This is a genomic window from Macrococcus brunensis (assembly GCF_022343725.1).
Lineage (GTDB): Bacteria > Bacillota > Bacilli > Staphylococcales > Staphylococcaceae > Macrococcus > Macrococcus brunensis.
In genome coordinates, this window is record NZ_CP092179.1 from 2,057,101 (window position 1) to 2,075,400 (window position 18,300).

13 protein-coding genes, 3 rRNA genes and 1 pseudogene are annotated in these 18,300 nt (G+C 43.7%); 2 read left to right on the forward strand and 15 right to left on the reverse strand.

From position 1 onward, the window contains the following. Positions 1-45: 45 nt before the first annotated feature. Both MGG13_RS10930 and metG read right to left on the reverse strand, forming a co-directional pair. Positions 46-810: a TatD family hydrolase gene (locus MGG13_RS10930; protein WP_239034871.1), complete on the reverse strand. Its 765-nt coding sequence runs from the start codon at positions 808-810 to the stop codon at positions 46-48. A 10-nt stretch (positions 811-820) separates the two neighbouring features. Further along, positions 821-2,791 (reverse strand): annotated as a pseudogene (gene metG, locus MGG13_RS10935) (methionine--tRNA ligase); the annotation flags it as partial. A 245-nt stretch (positions 2,792-3,036) separates the two neighbouring features. Here metG and MGG13_RS10940 point away from each other — a divergent pair. Further along, positions 3,037-3,321, forward strand: coding sequence for a transition state genes transcriptional regulator AbrB (locus MGG13_RS10940; protein ID WP_133432583.1), 285 nt, complete (start codon positions 3,037-3,039; stop codon positions 3,319-3,321). 36 nt (positions 3,322-3,357) lie between these two features. Here the strand turns inward: MGG13_RS10940 and rsmI are convergent, their stop codons facing one another. The 13 genes from rsmI to MGG13_RS11005 form a co-directional block, all read right to left on the reverse strand. Next, positions 3,358-4,191: a 16S rRNA (cytidine(1402)-2'-O)-methyltransferase gene (gene rsmI, locus MGG13_RS10945; protein ID WP_239034873.1), complete on the reverse strand. Its 834-nt coding sequence runs from the start codon at positions 4,189-4,191 to the stop codon at positions 3,358-3,360. Next, positions 4,188-4,442, reverse strand: a complete 255-nt coding sequence (locus MGG13_RS10950; RefSeq protein WP_239034874.1) for a GIY-YIG nuclease family protein — start codon at positions 4,440-4,442, stop codon at positions 4,188-4,190. The genes rsmI and MGG13_RS10950 overlap by 4 nt, the downstream gene beginning before the upstream one ends. After that, positions 4,435-5,163 (reverse strand): tRNA1(Val) (adenine(37)-N6)-methyltransferase, encoded by a 729-nt coding sequence (locus MGG13_RS10955; RefSeq protein WP_239035723.1) that lies wholly within the window; start codon positions 5,161-5,163, stop codon positions 4,435-4,437. Before MGG13_RS10955 ends, MGG13_RS10950 begins: the two co-directional genes overlap by 8 nt. A gap of 33 nt (positions 5,164-5,196) precedes the next feature. After that, entirely contained in the window at positions 5,197-5,517 is a 321-nt protein-coding gene (locus MGG13_RS10960) for an initiation control protein YabA (RefSeq protein ID WP_133432580.1), read from the reverse strand. After that, the gene (locus MGG13_RS10965) at positions 5,518-6,324 is read right to left on the reverse strand and encodes a PSP1 domain-containing protein (protein WP_239034875.1); all 807 of its coding nucleotides are present in this window, start codon (positions 6,322-6,324) and stop codon (positions 5,518-5,520) included. Between the two features lie 5 nt (positions 6,325-6,329). Then, entirely contained in the window at positions 6,330-7,241 is a 912-nt protein-coding gene (locus tag MGG13_RS10970) for a DNA polymerase III subunit delta' C-terminal domain-containing protein (protein ID WP_239034876.1), read from the reverse strand. Between the two features lie 73 nt (positions 7,242-7,314). Beyond that, positions 7,315-7,920 carry a dTMP kinase gene (gene tmk, locus MGG13_RS10975; RefSeq protein WP_239034877.1) on the reverse strand — a complete coding sequence of 202 codons (606 nt, stop codon included), beginning with the start codon at positions 7,918-7,920 and terminating at the stop codon, positions 7,315-7,317. Next, positions 7,920-9,239: an Orn/Lys/Arg family decarboxylase gene (locus MGG13_RS10980; RefSeq protein ID WP_239034878.1), complete on the reverse strand. Its 1,320-nt coding sequence runs from the start codon at positions 9,237-9,239 to the stop codon at positions 7,920-7,922. Before MGG13_RS10980 ends, tmk begins: the two co-directional genes overlap by 1 nt. A 104-nt stretch (positions 9,240-9,343) precedes the next feature. Then, positions 9,344-9,458 (reverse strand): 5S ribosomal RNA (gene rrf, locus MGG13_RS10985). Positions 9,459-9,541: 83 nt separating this feature from the next. Then, a 23S ribosomal RNA gene (locus MGG13_RS10990) occupies positions 9,542-12,463 on the reverse strand. A gap of 237 nt (positions 12,464-12,700) precedes the next feature. Further along, positions 12,701-14,253, reverse strand: a 16S ribosomal RNA gene (locus MGG13_RS10995). Together the 16S, 23S and 5S rRNA genes form the textbook arrangement of a ribosomal RNA operon. Positions 14,254-14,627: 374 nt before the next feature. Continuing rightward, entirely contained in the window at positions 14,628-15,464 is an 837-nt protein-coding gene (locus MGG13_RS11000) for a patatin-like phospholipase family protein (protein ID WP_239034879.1), read from the reverse strand. A 112-nt stretch (positions 15,465-15,576) separates the two neighbouring features. Continuing rightward, positions 15,577-17,091 carry a DNA-binding protein gene (locus MGG13_RS11005; protein ID WP_239034880.1) on the reverse strand — a complete coding sequence of 505 codons (1,515 nt, stop codon included), beginning with the start codon at positions 17,089-17,091 and terminating at the stop codon, positions 15,577-15,579. A gap of 179 nt (positions 17,092-17,270) precedes the next feature. On the opposite strand from MGG13_RS11005, the gene MGG13_RS11010 reads away from it, so the two are divergent. Further along, complete coding sequence (locus tag MGG13_RS11010) at positions 17,271-18,227, forward strand: phosphate/phosphite/phosphonate ABC transporter substrate-binding protein (RefSeq protein ID WP_133432640.1); 957 nt, start codon at positions 17,271-17,273, stop codon at positions 18,225-18,227. Positions 18,228-18,300 lie beyond the last annotated feature (73 nt).

Here is an 18,300-nt window from a genome sequence, read left to right on the forward strand (position 1 = left end):
TAGCATAAAAGGCAGAAATCCTGACCTGGATTTCTGCCTGTCAAACTATAGTCTAAATAATCTTTCTGCATTCTGCGTTGTTGCCTCAGCTAACGCTTCATAACTGATGCCGCGTAACTCTGCAATCTGTTCTGCTACCAGTTTTACATAAGCGGGTTCGTTACGTTTACCTCGATAAGGATGCGGTGTCAGATACGGCGCATCTGTTTCAACGATCAGTTTATCGAGTGGAATGTGCTGCGCCACTTCTTTAGGCTGTCTTGCATTTTTAAACGTGACTGGACCTCCTAAAGAAATAATAAAGTTCAACTTCAGAATTTCATCACAGATCTCTGTTGAACCACTGAAGCTGTGCATGACACCACCGACTTCAGCCGCATTCTCTTCTTTTAGAATATCAACGACATCCTGCGTCGCTTCTCTGTTATGAATCACAATAGGTTTCTTCAGTTCTTTTGCCAGTGCAATCTGGCGTCTGAAGACTTCTTTCTGAACATCTTTCGGCGATTTGTCCCAATGATAATCAAGACCCATTTCACCAATCGCTACGATTTTGTCGTGTGTCGCCAGTTCTTTGATCCAGTCATAGTAGTCATCCGTGAAATCAATGGCATCAACTGGGTGCCAGCCGATAACGCCGTAAACAAAATCATACTGCTCGATAAGTTCCATTGTCCGTTTGATTGTCTTCTCGTCAAAACCAACGACAATCATGCGATCAATCCCTGCTTCCAGGGCACGGTCAATGACTTGCTGGAGGTCTTCGTCATACTGATCCGCATTTAAGTGAACATGTGTATCGATTAACATCTTATTCCTCCTATTTAACGATAGAACCGTTAATGATAGAGCTTGGTACACTGACTAATGTCAGTTGTCCGTCTTTTTCTGCTGACAGAATCATACCTTCTGACTTTTCACCGCGTAAATTTACAGGTTTCAAGTTAGTCACGACAATGACTTTCTTGCCGATGATGTCTTCAGGCTTATAATATTCAGCAATACCAGAGACAATCTGACGCTTTTCGTCACCTAGATCCACTTGAATCTTCAGCAATTTCTTTGCTTTTTTGACATGATCTGCATCAATGATAGTTGCGACTTTCAGTTCAATTTGATCAAACGTATCAATCGTTATCTCTTCTTTAGAAGGCACAGCTTCTTCTACTTTAGCCGGCTGCATACTTTCTTTAATGAATTCTACTTCCTTCTCTGCATCCAGACGCGGGAAGATAGGTGCAGGTGTCTCTGTCACTTTGATTTGTCCGAGCTGCCCATACGTATTAAGACTTTCAAAATTCTGCAGCTGATCATCATTCAGGTTCATCTGGTCAAAGATTTTGTATGGCGTCTGTGTCAGGAATGGACGTAATAACACCGCCGCAAAGCGAATGTTTTCAAGGAGATGGTACATGACACTTTCAAGTAATTCTTTCTCACTTTCATCTTTTGCGAGAATCCACGGTGTTGTTTCATCAATATATTTATTCGTACGACTAATCAGTTTCCAGATCTCCTGCAACGCTACTGAGAACTGCAGATTTTCCATTGCCTCGTCATATCGCTGCTTTGTTTCAAGCGCCAGCGCCTCAAGCTCAGCATCTTTTTCATGGAGCTGTCCTTTATAACCTGACAGTTCGCCGCCGAAATATTTGTTGATCATCGCAATCGTCCGGTTCACCAGGTTGCCAAGGTCATTGGCAAGATCGAAATTCGTACGGTCGATAAAGGCTTCCGGCGTAAATACACCGTCTGAACCGAATGGCAGTTCGCGTAAAAGGTAATAGCGCACTGCATCTAGACCGTAGCGGTCAATCAGAACATGCGGATCGACAACGTTCCCTTTCGATTTACTCATCTTACCGTCTTTCATCAGAATCCAGCCGTGTGCAAATACTCTTTTCGGTAATGGCAGATCAAGCGCCATCAAGAGCACCGGCCAGATGATTGTATGGAAACGGACGATTTCTTTTGCCATCAGATGTATATCTGCCGGCCAGTACTTTTTGAATAACGTATCGTCATCTGTTAAATAACCAAGAGCAGAAATATAGTTGGTTAATGCATCAATCCAGACGTAGACTACATGCTTCGGATTAGAAGGTACTTTAATCCCCCAGTCAAACGATGTACGTGAAACAGCAAGATCTTCAAGACCTGGCTTAATAAAGTTGTTCAGCATCTCGTTTTTGCGGGATACGGGCTGAATGAACTCAGGATGTTCCTCATAATACTTCACAAGGCGGTCTGCATATTTACTCAGCTTAAAGAAATAGCTTTCTTCTTTTACGAGTTCTACAGGATGGCCAGAGTCCGGACTCTTACCGCCAACAATCTTATCCCCTTCATAGATAGGGTCAACAAGCTGTGTTTCAGTATAGTAGGTCTCATCAGGTACTGAATACCAGCCTTCATATTCTCCAAGGTAAATATCGCCTTGTGCCAGCAGTCGTTCAAAAATTTTCTCGACGACTTTTTTATGGCGTTCTTCTGTCGTTCGGATAAAATCATCATTAGATATTTCAAGCTTCTGCCATAATGCCTGGATATCCGCGATAATTTCATTTAAATACTCTATTTCTGGTTTTCCCGCAGCTTGTGCTTTCTCCTGAATTTTCTGACCATGTTCATCAGTACCCGTCAGATATCTGACGTCATAACCTTGCAATCTTTTATAACGAGCAATAGCATCGCCTGCTACTGTCGAATAAGCGTGACCGATATGTAATTTACCGCTTGGGTAGTAGATAGGTGTCGTCACATAAAAAGTATTATTAGACATCGTAGTCCTCCTTGAGTGTTTATGGTATTAAATATACCGAAAATAAGCATGTAATTCAATTCCTTTAAATGTAAATTCGACACAGTATAAAAATTTTGATGTCGATTTTTATTACCATTATGTTACAAAGTTGTTTTTTAGGTTTATTGTTATTGACTTTGTATATTTATGGTAGTATATTCTAATTACGACAAATGTCGAAAAATAAAAAATAATGTCGAATTAGCAAATGATTCTACAGGAGGATATATATAATGAAATCTACAGGAATTGTAAGAAAAGTTGATGAATTAGGTCGTGTGGTTATTCCAATCGAATTACGTCGTATTTTAGATATCGCTGAGAAAGATGCTCTCGAAATCTACACAGATGCTGACAAAATCATTCTTAAAAAATACAAACCAAGTATGACTTGTGCTGTTACTGGCGATGTTTCAGAAGACAACTACATGCTCGCAGGTGGTAAAATCGTCCTCAGTAAAGAGGGCGCTGAACAGCTGATCAAAGAAATTCAGGAACGTGAAAAAGAAGCAAAATAATGAAACAGGCCCTTGCGCAGTATGCGCTGGGGCCTTTTATTTATTAATATGATAGCTATCATAGACTTCTCTCTTTTGAATCTGGCGGTCGACTGCCACTTGTTTAATTGCTTCTTTAGAAGACATATTCTTCTCGATGTAATATTCAACATGCTCGTTTATCGACAGTTGATGCCACCACATATCCGCTTCGTCCGTTTCATACTGTCCATCTATGACAATAACAAATTCACCTTTTAGAGGAATGCTGATCTCCAGCTCCTGGAGCAGTCTATCGACCGGCAATGTAATCACCTGTTCAAATTTCTTTGTCAGTTCACGGCCAAGTGCAACACGCCTGTTTTTGTCGATTTTCTCAATCGCCATCAGTGTATCTTTGACGCGATAAGGAGATTCATAAAGAATGACTGAATGAGGTTCATTCATCAGCGTCTCAAGCTTAGCTTTTTTCTCACTTTCTTTACGTGGCAGAAAGCCTGTAAACAAAAAGGAGTAAGAAGACAGACCGCTTGTCATCAGTGCCGTAAGGGCGGCGTTCGGTCCTGGCACAGTTTCCACACGAATACCTGCTTCTCTAACAGCAATAACCAGTTCATAGCCTGGATCACTGATGAGAGGAAGGCCTGCATCTGACACGAGAGCAACCGTTTTCCCTGATGTCAGAAGTTCTACCAGCTGCTCAGTCATCCTGTCCTTATTATGTTCATGATAACTTTTCAGCGGCGTGTCGATATCATAATGATGGGTCAGTTTCCCTGTCACACGTGTGTCTTCACAGGCAATGATGTCTGCTTCTTTCAATATACGGACGGCACGAAACGTGATATCTTCCAGATTACCGATCGGCGTCCCCACTAAATATAAAGTCATTTCTTCACTCCTTTAATCAGTCGTTCCTTCTGTAACCGAGTTAACTGCTTTATGGCATACTCGCGCTGCATAGCTCCTTGTTTTGTCGAGAACACTTCTTCGTAAAGACGTCTCACGGGCCGTCTTGCCCGTGTATACTTAGCGCCGGTCCCTTTGTTATGGGCGTTCAGTCTTCTATCAAGATCCGTTGTATAGCCTGTGTAATAAGTCCCATCTGCACATTCCAGAATATAAATGAAGTGGTCAGCCATAATAGACCTCATGCATCTCCTCACTGTAATCGCCGTCATTCTGATAAATATAAAAAGGCGGCATCACTTTACAGTCCGGCTTGCCTCCTTTTACCGCTTCAATAACGATGGTGACAGCTGTCGGTTTATCAGGTCTCGAGTAAATCTGCCAGATGGCTTTAGGCTCAATCCCCCCCTGCCGCATACTGACCAGACAGTCCACCAGCCGATCTGCGCGGTGCACCATATACAGCCTGCCTCCCTGCTTCAGCAGATGTCGGCTCGCACTGATGCAGTCATCCAGTGTACAGAATATTTCATGGCGCGCTATGCGATGCGCTTCTTTTAGATGCTGAAAAGACTGGTTTTCCCTGAAATAAGGCGGGTTACAAGTCACGATATCATATTGACTCGGCAGCACTGACTGATTCACTGTACGCAGATCTCCCTCATGAATCTGAATCTGGTTATCCAGTTCATTCAAGGTCACTGATCGCCTTGCCATATCGACAAGAGCCGGCTGTATCTCTATCCCTTCAATCGGTACGGTCATCTTGTCGCTGAGCAGGAGCGGAATAATCGCATTACCACTGCATAAATCCATGACACGCCCTTTTTTAATCGGTCTGACAAAATGAGCAAGTAGCAGTGCATCTGTTGAAAATGAAAATACTTCATCATTCTGAATGATACTTAACTCTTCTTTGATCAGCCGGTCTATCCGTTCATTCGTCTTCATTATTTCCTCCAATAAAAAAAGGCATGACTGCCTTTTTTAATCTGAATCCAGTAAGCTTAGGCAGAACATGCAGTCCCCGCCTCCTCTATGCTTACCAAATAGTTCTCCGCGACAAATATGGAAACCTTCAGCATAGAGCATAGCCAGGTTATCCTTACTCTGCAGGGATTTCATTTTTTTAGGTTGATTGCGTGGTGTCTGTATCATGCGCTGCAGATTATCACGTTCCAGTTTCAGCGCGACATTTTCCTCTACAAGCTCAACAGTCTGCTGCTTCAGAGAAATGAAACTCTGCTGCAGGCGCAGCATCTGCTGCTCCATTTCCACTATTTCATTCAGTAGTTCATCTCTATTCATCTAATTAACTCCTTGCGTAATTTCGTCCAGATGATATTCGAGTGGCTGTTCTACGCCCTGAACTTTGACCTGCATAGTGACGTCCAGAATATTAAGCGCAATCACTTTACCAGGGCCTTCAGGTGTGTCTATCTTCTGTCCGACATCTGGCAGTTTGCGTCTTGTTTCTTCGTAATAATCATTTTCATATTTCAGACAGCACATCAGCCGGCCGCACGCCCCTGATATCTTGGTCGGATTCAGCGACAAGTTTTGATCTTTTGCCATCTTGATTGACACCGGTTCAAAATCACCTAAATAAGTTGAACAGCACAGACTGCGGCCACACGGACCGATACCACCAAGAATCTTTGCTTCATCACGTACACCAATCTGACGTAATTCTATTCTCGTCTTCAGTTCGAAAGCAAGGCTTTTAACCAGCTCTCTGAAATCTATACGTTCGCTCGCTGTAAAATTAAAAATAATTTTCCCTTTATCTAACGTATATTCTGCGTTGACCAGCCCCATGTCCAGCTGATGCTTCTTGATCAGCTCTTTACATCTTTTAAATGCTTTATCAGCATCGAGCATATTCTGCTCATATTTATGAAAATCCTCCGGCGTTGCCCGGTGCTTAATCTGAGGCACCGGCTGGACAACTGCATCGTCAGCTACTTCACGGTTACCGATGACGACACGGGCAAGTTCTTTCCCTCTTTTTGATTCAACAACCACATAATCTCCGAGCTCATACTGTTCATGGTCGGGTAGAAAATAGGCTGTTTTATCAGCTATATGATATTTGACGCCAATAATTTCTGTCAATGCTTTCACCCCTTTGCTATTTCAATGGCGATCTGTTCCATGACTAACATCGGACTGACATACTGCAGCAGCTTCTGTTTAGCTTTCTGCGTCGTGTCAATCCACTGTGTTAAAGTCTGTAACGATATATGTTCACTCAGCTGCTTTAATTTAATCTGGTGGTCCGGATAGCTGGTATGCGTCTCGCGCCCAATTTTCAGGTAAATCATATCCTGGAAATATAGCTGCAGCATATCGAGTATCAGTAACTGACTCTCCCGTTCATTTGCTTCGTTTAGTAAATCGACAAGCTGTATAAGTCCCATCTGTGGATCTTTTTGTATTTGATCCGCCCACTTCAGAAGAGCACGTCTCAGTTCTTCAAATAACTTATCCTGAATCCATTCCTGTGCTTCGTCTGTACTGAATGACAGTGCAGACAGAGTCGCTGCTATATCTGCATGGATATCCAGTTTAAGCATTTCCTCATAAGTACTCGCTGAATGAATGATGATATGCTGACATCTGGAATGAATAGTCGGTAGAATATCGCCTGACTTTGTTGTGAGGAGCAAAGCGATTGTATTAGCAGGTGGTTCTTCCAGAAACTTAAGAATCGAGTTCTCTCCTTGAACCGTCACTTTATCAAAGTCAACAATCACATAGACTTTGTGTGTCCCTTCGACAGGTTTCTGATTCATGCGATGGAGAACATCTTCTATCATCTCTTTTTTGATGGTCTGCTCATCTGTCTCCAGCCAGTAAAAATCTGCATAGTTATGTTGACGAACCCTGGATTCACATTGCTCGTCTTGACATAATATACGCGCTGCAAATTCCAACGCCTGCTGTTTGAGGTCATCTCTTAATGTCCCTTCAAACAGATAAGCGTGCGACAGCTTTTCTTTACTTGCCAAACGTTCCAGCTGGTTAATCATAAGAACCCCCATATATATCGAAACAGCTGCATTTCTGCAGCTGCTACCATCATCTACATGACATTATAACATATCAGTCTAATTTTTTGATGATGACTTGATAGGCGTCTTCTATCACTTTGTCAATCGGTTGCGCTGCATCAATGGTCACGATCCTGTCGTATGTATTCGCCAGCTGATCATAGCCCTCACAGACGCGTTGATGAAAGGCCAGCGATTCATTATCCAGACGATTTGTTTCCCGCTGATTAGACATAATACGGGTAAGACCAATCTCCGGGTCCACTTTTAAGTAGAGCGTCAGGTCAGGCATATAGCTTTCAATCGCAAACTGATTAATCGACATAATCTCTGCGGCGCCTATCCCTCGTGCATAACCTTGATAAGCAAGAGAGCTGTCTATAAACCGGTCACAGAGGACGATTTGACCTGCATTTAAAGCAGGCAGCACTTTCTCTACGAGATGCTGGCGACGGCTTGCAGCAAATAATAATGCTTCTGTTCGTGCATCCATATGGTAGTCATCAGAGAGCAGCAGTTCTCTGATTGCCTCGCTGATTCGAATGCCTCCAGGCTCACGCGTTGTGATCAAAGGCTGGTCAAGACGCTTAGCTATCGCCTGCATCACTGTAGATTTTCCTGAGCCTTCAGGACCTTCAAACGTTATAAACATACTCATTACCTCTCATCTATAATGGTGATTTTTCCATCTATTATACCATGAACATTTTGATAGGCACTGAGGACCTTTACATGTGCTTCGCTCAGTCTCTCCCCCGGCAGTACATAAGGAATACCCGGTGGATAAGGAATAAGCGCATGATAAACCCTCTGTCCTACGCCTTCTTCCAACAGGACCTCCTGATATCCTCCTTTAACAGGAGAATAAACACCTTCATTTACATTTAAGGGATGAGGCAGCTCTAACGGTTCTCTGTCCTCTAGTCCAATACGCTTCAGCCTTCGTAATAATTCATCGAAAGGATATGTATCCCCTTCGTGCCAGAGTGGCAGTACCAGAAGTATACTGTCATAATTTGAAAGCTCTATATAAATTTCCTGCTCTTCAAGCAGCGTTTTAAGCTCTTCACCACTATAGCCTGATTTTTTTAATACGACTTTCAAAGGATCCTGTACCTCTATAACCTCAAAATGTCTCAGCGCATGAAGAAGCGCCTGACGTTTTTCATGAAAGACTTCATCGTTATAGTGACTGTAAAACTCATGCGCTTGCTCCAGACTGGATAAAATCAGATAAGATGGACTGGAGGTCTGTAAAATTGCAAGATAATCATAGACTTCTTTAAGAAGAAGACTGTTCTTATTCATATGTATCACTGACCCCATCGTTAAAGCAGGCAGTGTTTTATGATAGGACTGTACGATATAATCAGCCCCGTCGTTCAACGAAGAAGTTGGAAACTGAGGAGATATATCAAAATGAGCACCATGAGCTTCATCGACTAATACTTCAATTCCCTGTCCATGAAAGAAATCAATTGCGCCTTTTATATCAAAAGTCTCACCATAATAGTTAGGATATGTAAGCACTGCTATATCAACATCGTCCAATTCCGGCTTCGCCTTAATATTCAATTCATCAATACCTACATATTGATTTGTTTTATCTGATACTGTCATCGGTAAAATAATGGCTTCTGTTCCAGTCAGATCAAATGCATTAAAGACAGATTTATGTGCGTTCCGCATAATAGCTACTTTTTTATGGCTCTTTTTCTTATGTGCGTAAATAACTGACAGGATTCCAACCGTTGTTCCGTTCACCAAATATCGAGCTTCATACTGCTCCGAACGTGAAAGATTTCGTTGACTATCAGCAATCACCTCTTCTGCATGATGATAATCATCAAGTCCTGTAATCTCAGTCATATCATGATGGATGGGTAACTGCAAAGAACCGATTGAATATCCATGGTGACCAGGCACGTGCAGCGATATAGCATTTGAATAACTGTACAGTCTGCGAGTGATTTCCATTTAATTATCCACTCCTTATATCTGTTCAGTATAATCTAAATTTAGACATAAAAAAAGAGACCTAACAGGTCTCGAGTGCGGCTCATCGCATCCATTTTTAAACTGCCCGGCAACGTCCTACTCTTGCGGAACGTAAGTCCAACTACCATCGGCGCTAGAGAGCTTAACTTCTGTGTTCGGTATGGGAACAGGTGTGACCTCTCTGCCATCATCACCAGACAGGGTGAGAATATTATACTCTCAAAACTAGATAAGTAAGAAGAAATTGATTCACAAGCTCACCGAGCTAAAAAATCTGATATTTGATTAAGTCTTCGATCGATTAGTATTCGTCAGCTCCACACATTACTGTGCTTCCACCTCGAACCTATTGACCTCATCATCTTTGAGGGATCTTATAACCGAAGTTGGGAAATCTCATCTTGAGGGGGGCTTCATGCTTAGATGCTTTCAGCACTTATCCCGTCCATACATAGCTACCCAGCTATGCCGCTGGCGCGACAACTGGTACACCAGAGGTATGTCCATCCCGGTCCTCTCGTACTAAGGACAGCTCCTCTCAAATTTCCTACGCCCACGACGGATAGGGACCGAACTGTCTCACGACGTTCTGAACCCAGCTCGCGTACCGCTTTAATGGGCGAACAGCCCAACCCTTGGGACCGACTACAGCCCCAGGATGCGATGAGCCGACATCGAGGTGCCAAACCTCCCCGTCGATGTGAACTCTTGGGGGAGATAAGCCTGTTATCCCCGGGGTAGCTTTTATCCGTTGAGCGATGGCCCTTCCATGCGGAACCACCGGATCACTAAGTCCGTCTTTCGACCCTGCTCGACTTGTAGGTCTCGCAGTCAAGCTCCCTTGTGCCTTTACACTCTGCGAATGATTTCCAACCATTCTGAGGGAACCTTTGAGCGCCTCCGTTACTCTTTAGGAGGCGACCGCCCCAGTCAAACTGCCCGCCTGACACTGTCTCCCGCCACGATAAGTGGCGCGGGTTAGAAAGTCAACACAGCCAGGGTAGTATCCCACCAGCGCCTCCACGTAAGCTGACGCTCACGCTTCAAAGGCTCCTACCTATCCTGTACAAGCTGTGCCGAATTTCAATATCAGGCTGCAGTAAAGCTCCACGGGGTCTTTCCGTCCTGTCGCGGGTAACCTGCATCTTCACAGGTACTATGATTTCACCGAGTCTCTCGTTGAGACAGTGCCCAAATCGTTACGCCTTTCGTGCGGGTCGGAACTTACCCGACAAGGAATTTCGCTACCTTAGGACCGTTATAGTTACGGCCGCCGTTTACTGGGGCTTCAATTCGTAGCTTCGCTAATGCTAACCACTCCTTTTAACCTTCCAGCACCGGGCAGGCGTCAGCCCCTATACGTCACCTTACGGTTTTGCAGAGACCTGTGTTTTTGATAAACAGTCGCTTGGGCCTATTCACTGCGGCTCTTCAGGGCTTGCACCCTAAAAAGCACCCCTTCTCCCGAAGTTACGGGGTCATTTTGCCGAGTTCCTTAACGAGAGTTCGCTCGCTCACCTTAGAATTCTCATCTTGACTACCTGTGTCGGTTTGCGGTACGGGCACCTGATATCTAACTAGAGGCTTTTCTTGGCAGTGTGAAATCAACGACTTCGCTACTTAATTTCGCTCCCCATCACATCCTGACCTTACGAGTGCCGGATTTGCCTGACACTCAGTCTCAATGCTTGGACGTACATAACCAACAGTACGATCGCCTATCCTTCTGCGTCCCCCCATCGTTCAAACAATCTCAGGTGGTACAGGAATATCTACCTGTTATCCATCGCCTACGCCTGTCGGCCTCGGCTTAGGTCCCGACTAACCCAGAGCGGACGAGCCTTCCTCTGGAAACCTTAGTCAATCGGTGGACGGGATTCTCACCCGTCTTTCGCTACTCACTCCGGCATTCTCACTTCCAAGCGCTCCACATGTCCTTACGGTCATGCTTCGACGCCCTTGGAACGCTCTCCTACCATTGTCCTACGGACAATCCACAGCTTCGGTAATATGTTTAGCCCCGGTACATTTTCGGCGCAGCGTCACTCGACTAGTGAGCTATTACGCACTCTTTAAATGATGGCTGCTTCTAAGCCAACATCCTAGTTGTCTGGGCAACGCCACATCCTTTTCCACTTAACATATATTTTGGGACCTTAGCTGGTGGTCTGGGCTGTTTCCCTCTCGACTACGGACCTTATCACCCGCAGTCTGACTCCCGCATTAAATTATCTGGCATTCGGAGTTTGTCTGAATTCGGTAACCCGAGGGGGGCCCCTAGTCCAAACAGTGCTCTACCTCCAGTAATCATCATGCGAGGCTAGCCCTAAAGCTATTTCGGAGAGAACCAGCTATCTCCAGGTTCGATTGGAATTTCTCCGCTACCCACACCTCATCCGCTCACTTTTCAACGTAAGTCGGTTCGGTCCTCCATTCAGTGTTACCTGAACTTCAACCTGGACATGGGTAGATCACCTGGTTTCGGGTCTACGTCCTGATACTCATTCGCCCTGTTCAGACTCGCTTTCGCTGCGGCTCCGCATCCACTGCTTAACCTTGCATCAAAACGTAACTCGCCGGATCATTCTACAAAAGGCACGCCATCACCCATTAACGGGCTCTGACTACTTGTAAGCACACGGTTTCAGGTTCTATTTCACTCCCCTTCCGGGGTGCTTTTCACCTTTCCCTCACGGTACTGGTTCACTATCGGTCACTAGAGAGTATTTAGCCTTGGGAGATGGTCCTCCCGGATTCCGACGGAATTCCACGTGTTCCGCCGTACTCAGGATCCACTCAGGAGGGGACGACTTTTCGACTACAGGACCTTTACCTTCTATGGTTGACTTTTCCAAAGTCATTCGTCTAAATCGTTCCTTTGTAACTCCGTGCTGAGTGTCCTACAACCCCAGGATGCAAGCATCCTGGTTTGGGCTCTTCCCGTTTCGCTCGCCGCTACTCAGGGAATCGAGTTTTCTTTCTCTTCCTCCGGGTACTTAGATGTTTCAGTTCTCCGGGTGTGCCTTCTCATATGCTATGTATTCACATATGGATAACATGACATAACTCATGCTGGGTTTCCCCATTCGGAAATCTCTGGATCAGTGCTTACTTACAGCTCCCCAGAGCATATCGTCGTTAGTAACGTCCTTCTTCGGCTTCTAGTGCCAAGGCATCCACCGTGCGCCCTTAATAACTTAATCTGTTATTAATAATGTGATGTCTGTATGAATACAGACGCGCGATTTTTTGAGAATTCAATAAATGAACTCACTCGGTTTTGCTTGGTAAAATCTTTTTTCTTCTTACTTTATCTAGTTTTCAAAGTACAATCTGAATGAACTGAACCGTAAGGTTCTATGAACACTCAAAACTGAATACAATATGTCAATGTCAATTCCTAAGAGATATCGAGTATCTCTTTTCCGTATTATCCTTAGAAAGGAGGTGATCCAGCCGCACCTTCCGATACGGCTACCTTGTTACGACTTCACCCCAATCATCTGTCCCACCTTCGACGGCTAGCTCCTAAAAGGTTACTCCACCGGCTTCGGGTGTTACAAACTCTCGTGGTGTGACGGGCGGTGTGTACAAGACCCGGGAACGTATTCACCGTAGCATGCTGATCTACGATTACTAGCGATTCCAGCTTCATGTAGTCGAGTTGCAGACTACAATCCGAACTGAGAATGGTTTTATGGGATTTGCTTGACCTCGCGGTTTCGCTGCCCTTTGTACCATCCATTGTAGCACGTGTGTAGCCCAAATCATAAGGGGCATGATGATTTGACGTCATCCCCACCTTCCTCCGGTTTGTCACCGGCAGTCTCTCTAGAGTGCCCAACTGAATGATGGCAACTAAAGATAAGGGTTGCGCTCGTTGCGGGACTTAACCCAACATCTCACGACACGAGCTGACGACAACCATGCACCACCTGTCACTCTGTCCCCCGAAGGGGAACGCTCTGTCTCCAGAGTTGTCAGAGGATGTCAAGATTTGGTAAGGTTCTTCGCGTTGCTTCGAATTAAACCACATGCTCCACCGCTTGTGCGGGTCCCCGTCAATTCCTTTGAGTTTCAGTCTTGCGACCGTACTCCCCAGGCGGAGTGCTTAATGCGTTAGCTGCAGCACTGAGGGGCGGAAACCCCCCAACACTTAGCACTCATCGTTTACGGCGTGGACTACCAGGGTATCTAATCCTGTTTGATCCCCACGCTTTCGCACCTCAGCGTCAGTTACAGACCAGAGAGCCGCCTTCGCCACTGGTGTTCCTCCATATCTCTGCGCATTTCACCGCTACACATGGAATTCCACTCTCCTCTTCTGCACTCAAGTCTCCCAGTTTCCAATGACCCTCCCCGGTTGAGCCGGGGGCTTTCACATCAGACTTAAGAAACCGCCTACGCGCGCTTTACGCCCAATAATTCCGGATAACGCTTGCCACCTACGTATTACCGCGGCTGCTGGCACGTAGTTAGCCGTGGCTTTCTGGTAAGGTACCGTCAAGGTACGTTCAGTTACTAACGTACTTGTTCTTCCCTTACAACAGAGTTTTACGATCCGAAAACCTTCTTCACTCACGCGGCGTTGCTCCGTCAGACTTTCGTCCATTGCGGAAGATTCCCTACTGCTGCCTCCCGTAGGAGTCTGGGCCGTGTCTCAGTCCCAGTGTGGCCGATCACCCTCTCAGGTCGGCTACGCATCGTCGCCTTGGTGAGCCGTTACCTCACCAACTAGCTAATGCGCCGCGGGTCCATCTGTAAGTGACAGCCGAAACCGTCTTTCACTATTCCACCATGAGGTGGAAAATATTATCCGGTATTAGCTCCGGTTTCCCGAAGTTATCCCAGTCTTACAGGTAGGTTACCCACGTGTTACTCACCCGTCCGCCGCTGACTTCAGAGGTGCAAGCACCTCGTCTGTCCGCTCGACTTGCATGTATTAGGCACGCCGCCAGCGTTCATCCTGAGCCAGGATCAAACTCTCCATAAAAGTGTTTGATAAAGCTCTTTGATTGGTTGAGCCAATCACTCTTGAAAGTACTGTTAGTACTCAAATTATTGGAATTAACGTTGACATATTGTCATTCAGTTTTCAATGTTCATTTTTCGTCTCACAAGATTTAACTATACTCTCTTTCGTTAAGAAAGTCAACAACTTTTTAAAATCTTTTTTAATTTCTTTCAGTTGCTATTAAGTTATATCTTTACCGGACAAGATTTAATTATACGCGCTTCTTTTAAAGAAGTCAACACTTTTTAAAATTTCTTTTTCAGTGCTTGTTATTATCTCTGTCGGACAAGATATAACTATACAGGGTTTCCCTCATTGCAACAAGCATCAAAATTACACTATCTCTATTTTTATTAAAAGTCTCTAATCGCTGCTATCTTCTGCTCTGCGTCCCGGTAGCCAAGTTCATACAGCTGATTCAGTTTATCACGGTCTTTTTCCATTCTATCTACTTTCAGATTGAGGCTTGGTCTAATCACTAGAATATGTCCCGCCGCTTCTTCTTTTTCTATATAATGCAGTGTTTCATTATAACGCCCTGGTCTTCGGCGCATCGCCGCGTCAACTGCAGGATAACCTTTGACTTTAAAGTATTTGGCAATCCGACTAGATTTCTTGAAATAACCTTTAGGTCTAGTCAGGACAACCACATTCTTCTTGTTGCCATCGCGCTGTGCTTTCCGTAAAGGGATAGGATCAGTCACACCGCCATCCAGAAGCTTCTTACCTTCATACTCCACAACAGGAGCCATTAACGGCAGTGAGCTCGATGCTCTTAATATCGTCAGCATGTCTTCTTGCAGTTGTTCCTTGTTATAGTATTCTGTTTCGCCCGTTTCACAATTAGTGCAGGCAATAACATACTCTCCTTCATATAGAAGAAAGTCTTTCATATGATAAGGTTCCAGAACATTAGGAATCTCATCAAATATAAAATCCATTCCGAACATTTCTTTATTCTTAATGTAGTTATTCAAGGATAAGTAGCGCTTATCATTCAAATAATCAAGCGTCACTCTTTTATTGCGTCCTTTTTGTTTAGACAAATATGACGCAGCCATATTACCGCCAGCTGATACACCGATCACATAATCAAAACTGATATCATAATCCATAAAACAATCAAGTACACCCGCAGTGTAAATACCGCGCATGCCTCCACCTTCCAGCACTAATCCTTTCTTGTCCATCACGATCACCTCAACTCTAGTATTCCATATTATAGCAAATACCATATTGTATATAAAAATATCAGACTAGATTTCTAGTCTGATAATGTTTAGTATTATTTTAATTCAGTGTCTATTTGATCGTTGTCGTTTCTGTATATAAGGTTGTCGTATCTTTTTTTAATCTGATACTCGCTGCGCCCCTCTGTCCTTTTGTTGTTTTCGTTCTGATAGAGAATAATGCATTACCATAAGCATCTGTTTTAACTGAGAAAGCAGGGCTGTATCCCACTGGACTCCAGGTCCCGTTCATATAGAAGGAACCGAGTTGTGTGCCACTTGAGTTATAAATGCCTGTTTTAAGATTAGAATAGGTTGTATTAGCCGCAAGACCTGTTAGTTTCAATGTCAGTACAAACTCTGTTCCATTTGTAATAGCCGGATAAGTAAAATCATAGCTACTCGCTCCAGGTTGCTGAACTGTTGTATAACCGTAACTTCCTGCTTTAAATGTACTTTCGTCGAACCACTTGTATCCTGCAAGCGGTGTTGACCACGGTTCGTTCGCTGGTTCTGTAGAAGTTGCAGGATTTTCAATAGCAAGCTGAGGTGATGGTGTATCCAGCGGTAATCCTTTTTCTTTAAAAGTACTATAGCTTTCATCTACTGTCAGCCAGTCCACTAAGTTATTCAACAACTGGTCATCGTCCACTTCTTTATAACCATCATAAGTTGTTTTTGATAGTCCGTTATCTTCTCTCTTATACTTGGGTGTACTATCTTCAACCATCGATGAGTCGCCGACAAATGCAGCTTTTCCTAAGCCTACTTTACTGATAGCAACATAAGGGCCTTCTGCTTCGCCACCCCCAAAATAAACACCTTGATCGACAGATGGTCCCCACTTATCATTAGTGGTCAATCCATCCGGCAGATAAACCAGCCCTTTTGCGATATCCGGTTTAGTAATAGCGATTGTTGAACCTGCGTGCATGGCAATACTTTGAATATTTTTAGTAATTCCGAATGATTCTGTTTCTGGTACCACCTTTGTCGTTATAATGTTGTTCAGCGCATTATATCTGAATCTGACACCGAAATTATCATTTAACCAGTCTGAGCTCGTAACACCTGTCATACGAGTTGATGTTTTTTCTTCTGCCGACATTCCTTTTGTCGGATCGGAATAAGCCCCTCTTCTATAGCCATTAAAGACTTCAGAAGAATCATATCTATTTAAATTTCTATCTGCATTGTAATGGTCAGAAATAAAGAAAACACTTCCGCCGGCTTTAACATATGACAGTATCGCTGCCTGCTCGGTTGCTTTAAACGGGATATTTGCTTCCGGGATAACAAACGTATCATAATTCTGAAGGTCTGATAGCACGATAGGCGTACCTTTACGCAGTTCTCTGACTTGATAACCTTTAGCAGCCAGTCCTTGACCAAAATCAGAGAACGCACCATCAATGACCCAGTCAGCTGCTCCTGCTGTCTGTCCATGAGTATTATCAACCAGCACTTTCTTACCATTGGCTATAGCAGGTATGATTTCAGGTGCTTTATCCTTAAAGCTTTCTGCCTGAACTTCAGGACTGATTAAAAGTAATGACGCGATACACCCTATTACAACATTCTTCAGCATGTCAGCTTCCTCGTCTCTCTCTATTTACTTCTTTATTATAAGCACTTTACATTAACTAAAAGTTAATTAATCGTAAAGATTTTCCATAAAAATTTACACTTAATTTACACTAAACTCTCATTCTATTTGGTATGCTTGTTAAGGCATTAACAATTAAATGGAAATAAAGGAGCTTAACTATGTTCAAAAAGATTGTAAAAACGTCTGTACCAGCAGTGCTTGCTGTCACTATGCTTGCAGCCTGTGGCAATGATGATTCTGCAACAAAGAAGACTGACTCTAAAGAAGATACTAAATCAGCATCAACTGAAAAAGGTTATGCACCAGAGAAACTGACTGTACAATTTGTTCCTTCTCAAAATGCAGAAACACTTGAAGCGAAAGCAAAACCGCTTGAGAAGTTACTAAAAGACGAACTTGATATTCCGGTCGAAGTTTCTGTATCAACTAACTACAACACAATCGTTGAAGCAATGAAATCTAAAAAAGTAGACGTCGGTTTCTTACCTCCAACAGCATATGTTCTCGCTCACGATCAAAAAGCAGCTGATGTTCTGTTACAAGCTCAGCGCTACGGTGTTAACGAAGATGGTTCACCAACAAAAGAATTAGTTGATTACTACAAATCACAATTCATCGTTAAGAAAGATTCAGGCATCAAAGACCTGAAAGATATGAAAGGCAAGAAAATCGCGATGCAGGACGTTACTTCTACTGCAGGTTACGTATTCCCAGCTGTTGCACTTAAAGAAGAAGGTATCGATCCACTGAAAGACATGGAAGTCACAACAGTTAAAGGTCACGACCAAGCTGTTATCTCATTATTAAATGATGATGTAGATGTCGCTGTTACATTCCAGGATGCACGTAATATCGTTAAAAAGGATCAGCCAAACGTCTTTAAAGATACAAAAATCGTTAAACTGACTGAAAAAATCCCTAACGACACAATCGCTGCTCGTTCTGATATGACAGATGAATGGAAAAAGAAATTAACAGATGCATTCATCAAAATCGGTAAAGATAAAGAAGGACAGAAAGTCATCCGCGAAGTTTACTCACATGAAGGTTATGTTAAATCTGATGATTCTAAATTCGATATCATCCGTGAGTACGATAAAAAAGTTAAAGAATAAGACAGGTCATTACCAGTACTGAACAGAAAAGCTAGACTCACTCAGTGGGTTTAGCTTTTTATATTAAGGAGTG

Coding starts and splice junctions, on each gene's coding strand:
- MGG13_RS10930 (WP_239034871.1), bottom strand. CDS start 810: ATGTTAATCGATACACATGTTCACTTAAATGCGGATCAGTATGACGAA.
- MGG13_RS10940 (WP_133432583.1), top strand. CDS start 3,037: ATGAAATCTACAGGAATTGTAAGAAAAGTTGATGAATTAGGTCGTGTG.
- rsmI (WP_239034873.1), bottom strand. CDS start 4,191: ATGACTTTATATTTAGTGGGGACGCCGATCGGTAATCTGGAAGATATC.
- MGG13_RS10950 (WP_239034874.1), bottom strand. CDS start 4,442: ATGGCTGACCACTTCATTTATATTCTGGAATGTGCAGATGGGACTTAT.
- MGG13_RS10960 (WP_133432580.1), bottom strand. CDS start 5,517: ATGAATAGAGATGAACTACTGAATGAAATAGTGGAAATGGAGCAGCAG.
- MGG13_RS10970 (WP_239034876.1), bottom strand. CDS start 7,241: ATGATTAACCAGCTGGAACGTTTGGCAAGTAAAGAAAAGCTGTCGCAC.
- tmk (WP_239034877.1), bottom strand. CDS start 7,920: ATGAGTATGTTTATAACGTTTGAAGGTCCTGAAGGCTCAGGAAAATCT.
- MGG13_RS10980 (WP_239034878.1), bottom strand. CDS start 9,239: ATGGAAATCACTCGCAGACTGTACAGTTATTCAAATGCTATATCGCTG.
- MGG13_RS11000 (WP_239034879.1), bottom strand. CDS start 15,464: ATGGACAAGAAAGGATTAGTGCTGGAAGGTGGAGGCATGCGCGGTATT.
- MGG13_RS11005 (WP_239034880.1), bottom strand. CDS start 17,091: ATGCTGAAGAATGTTGTAATAGGGTGTATCGCGTCATTACTTTTAATC.
- MGG13_RS11010 (WP_133432640.1), top strand. CDS start 17,271: ATGTTCAAAAAGATTGTAAAAACGTCTGTACCAGCAGTGCTTGCTGTC.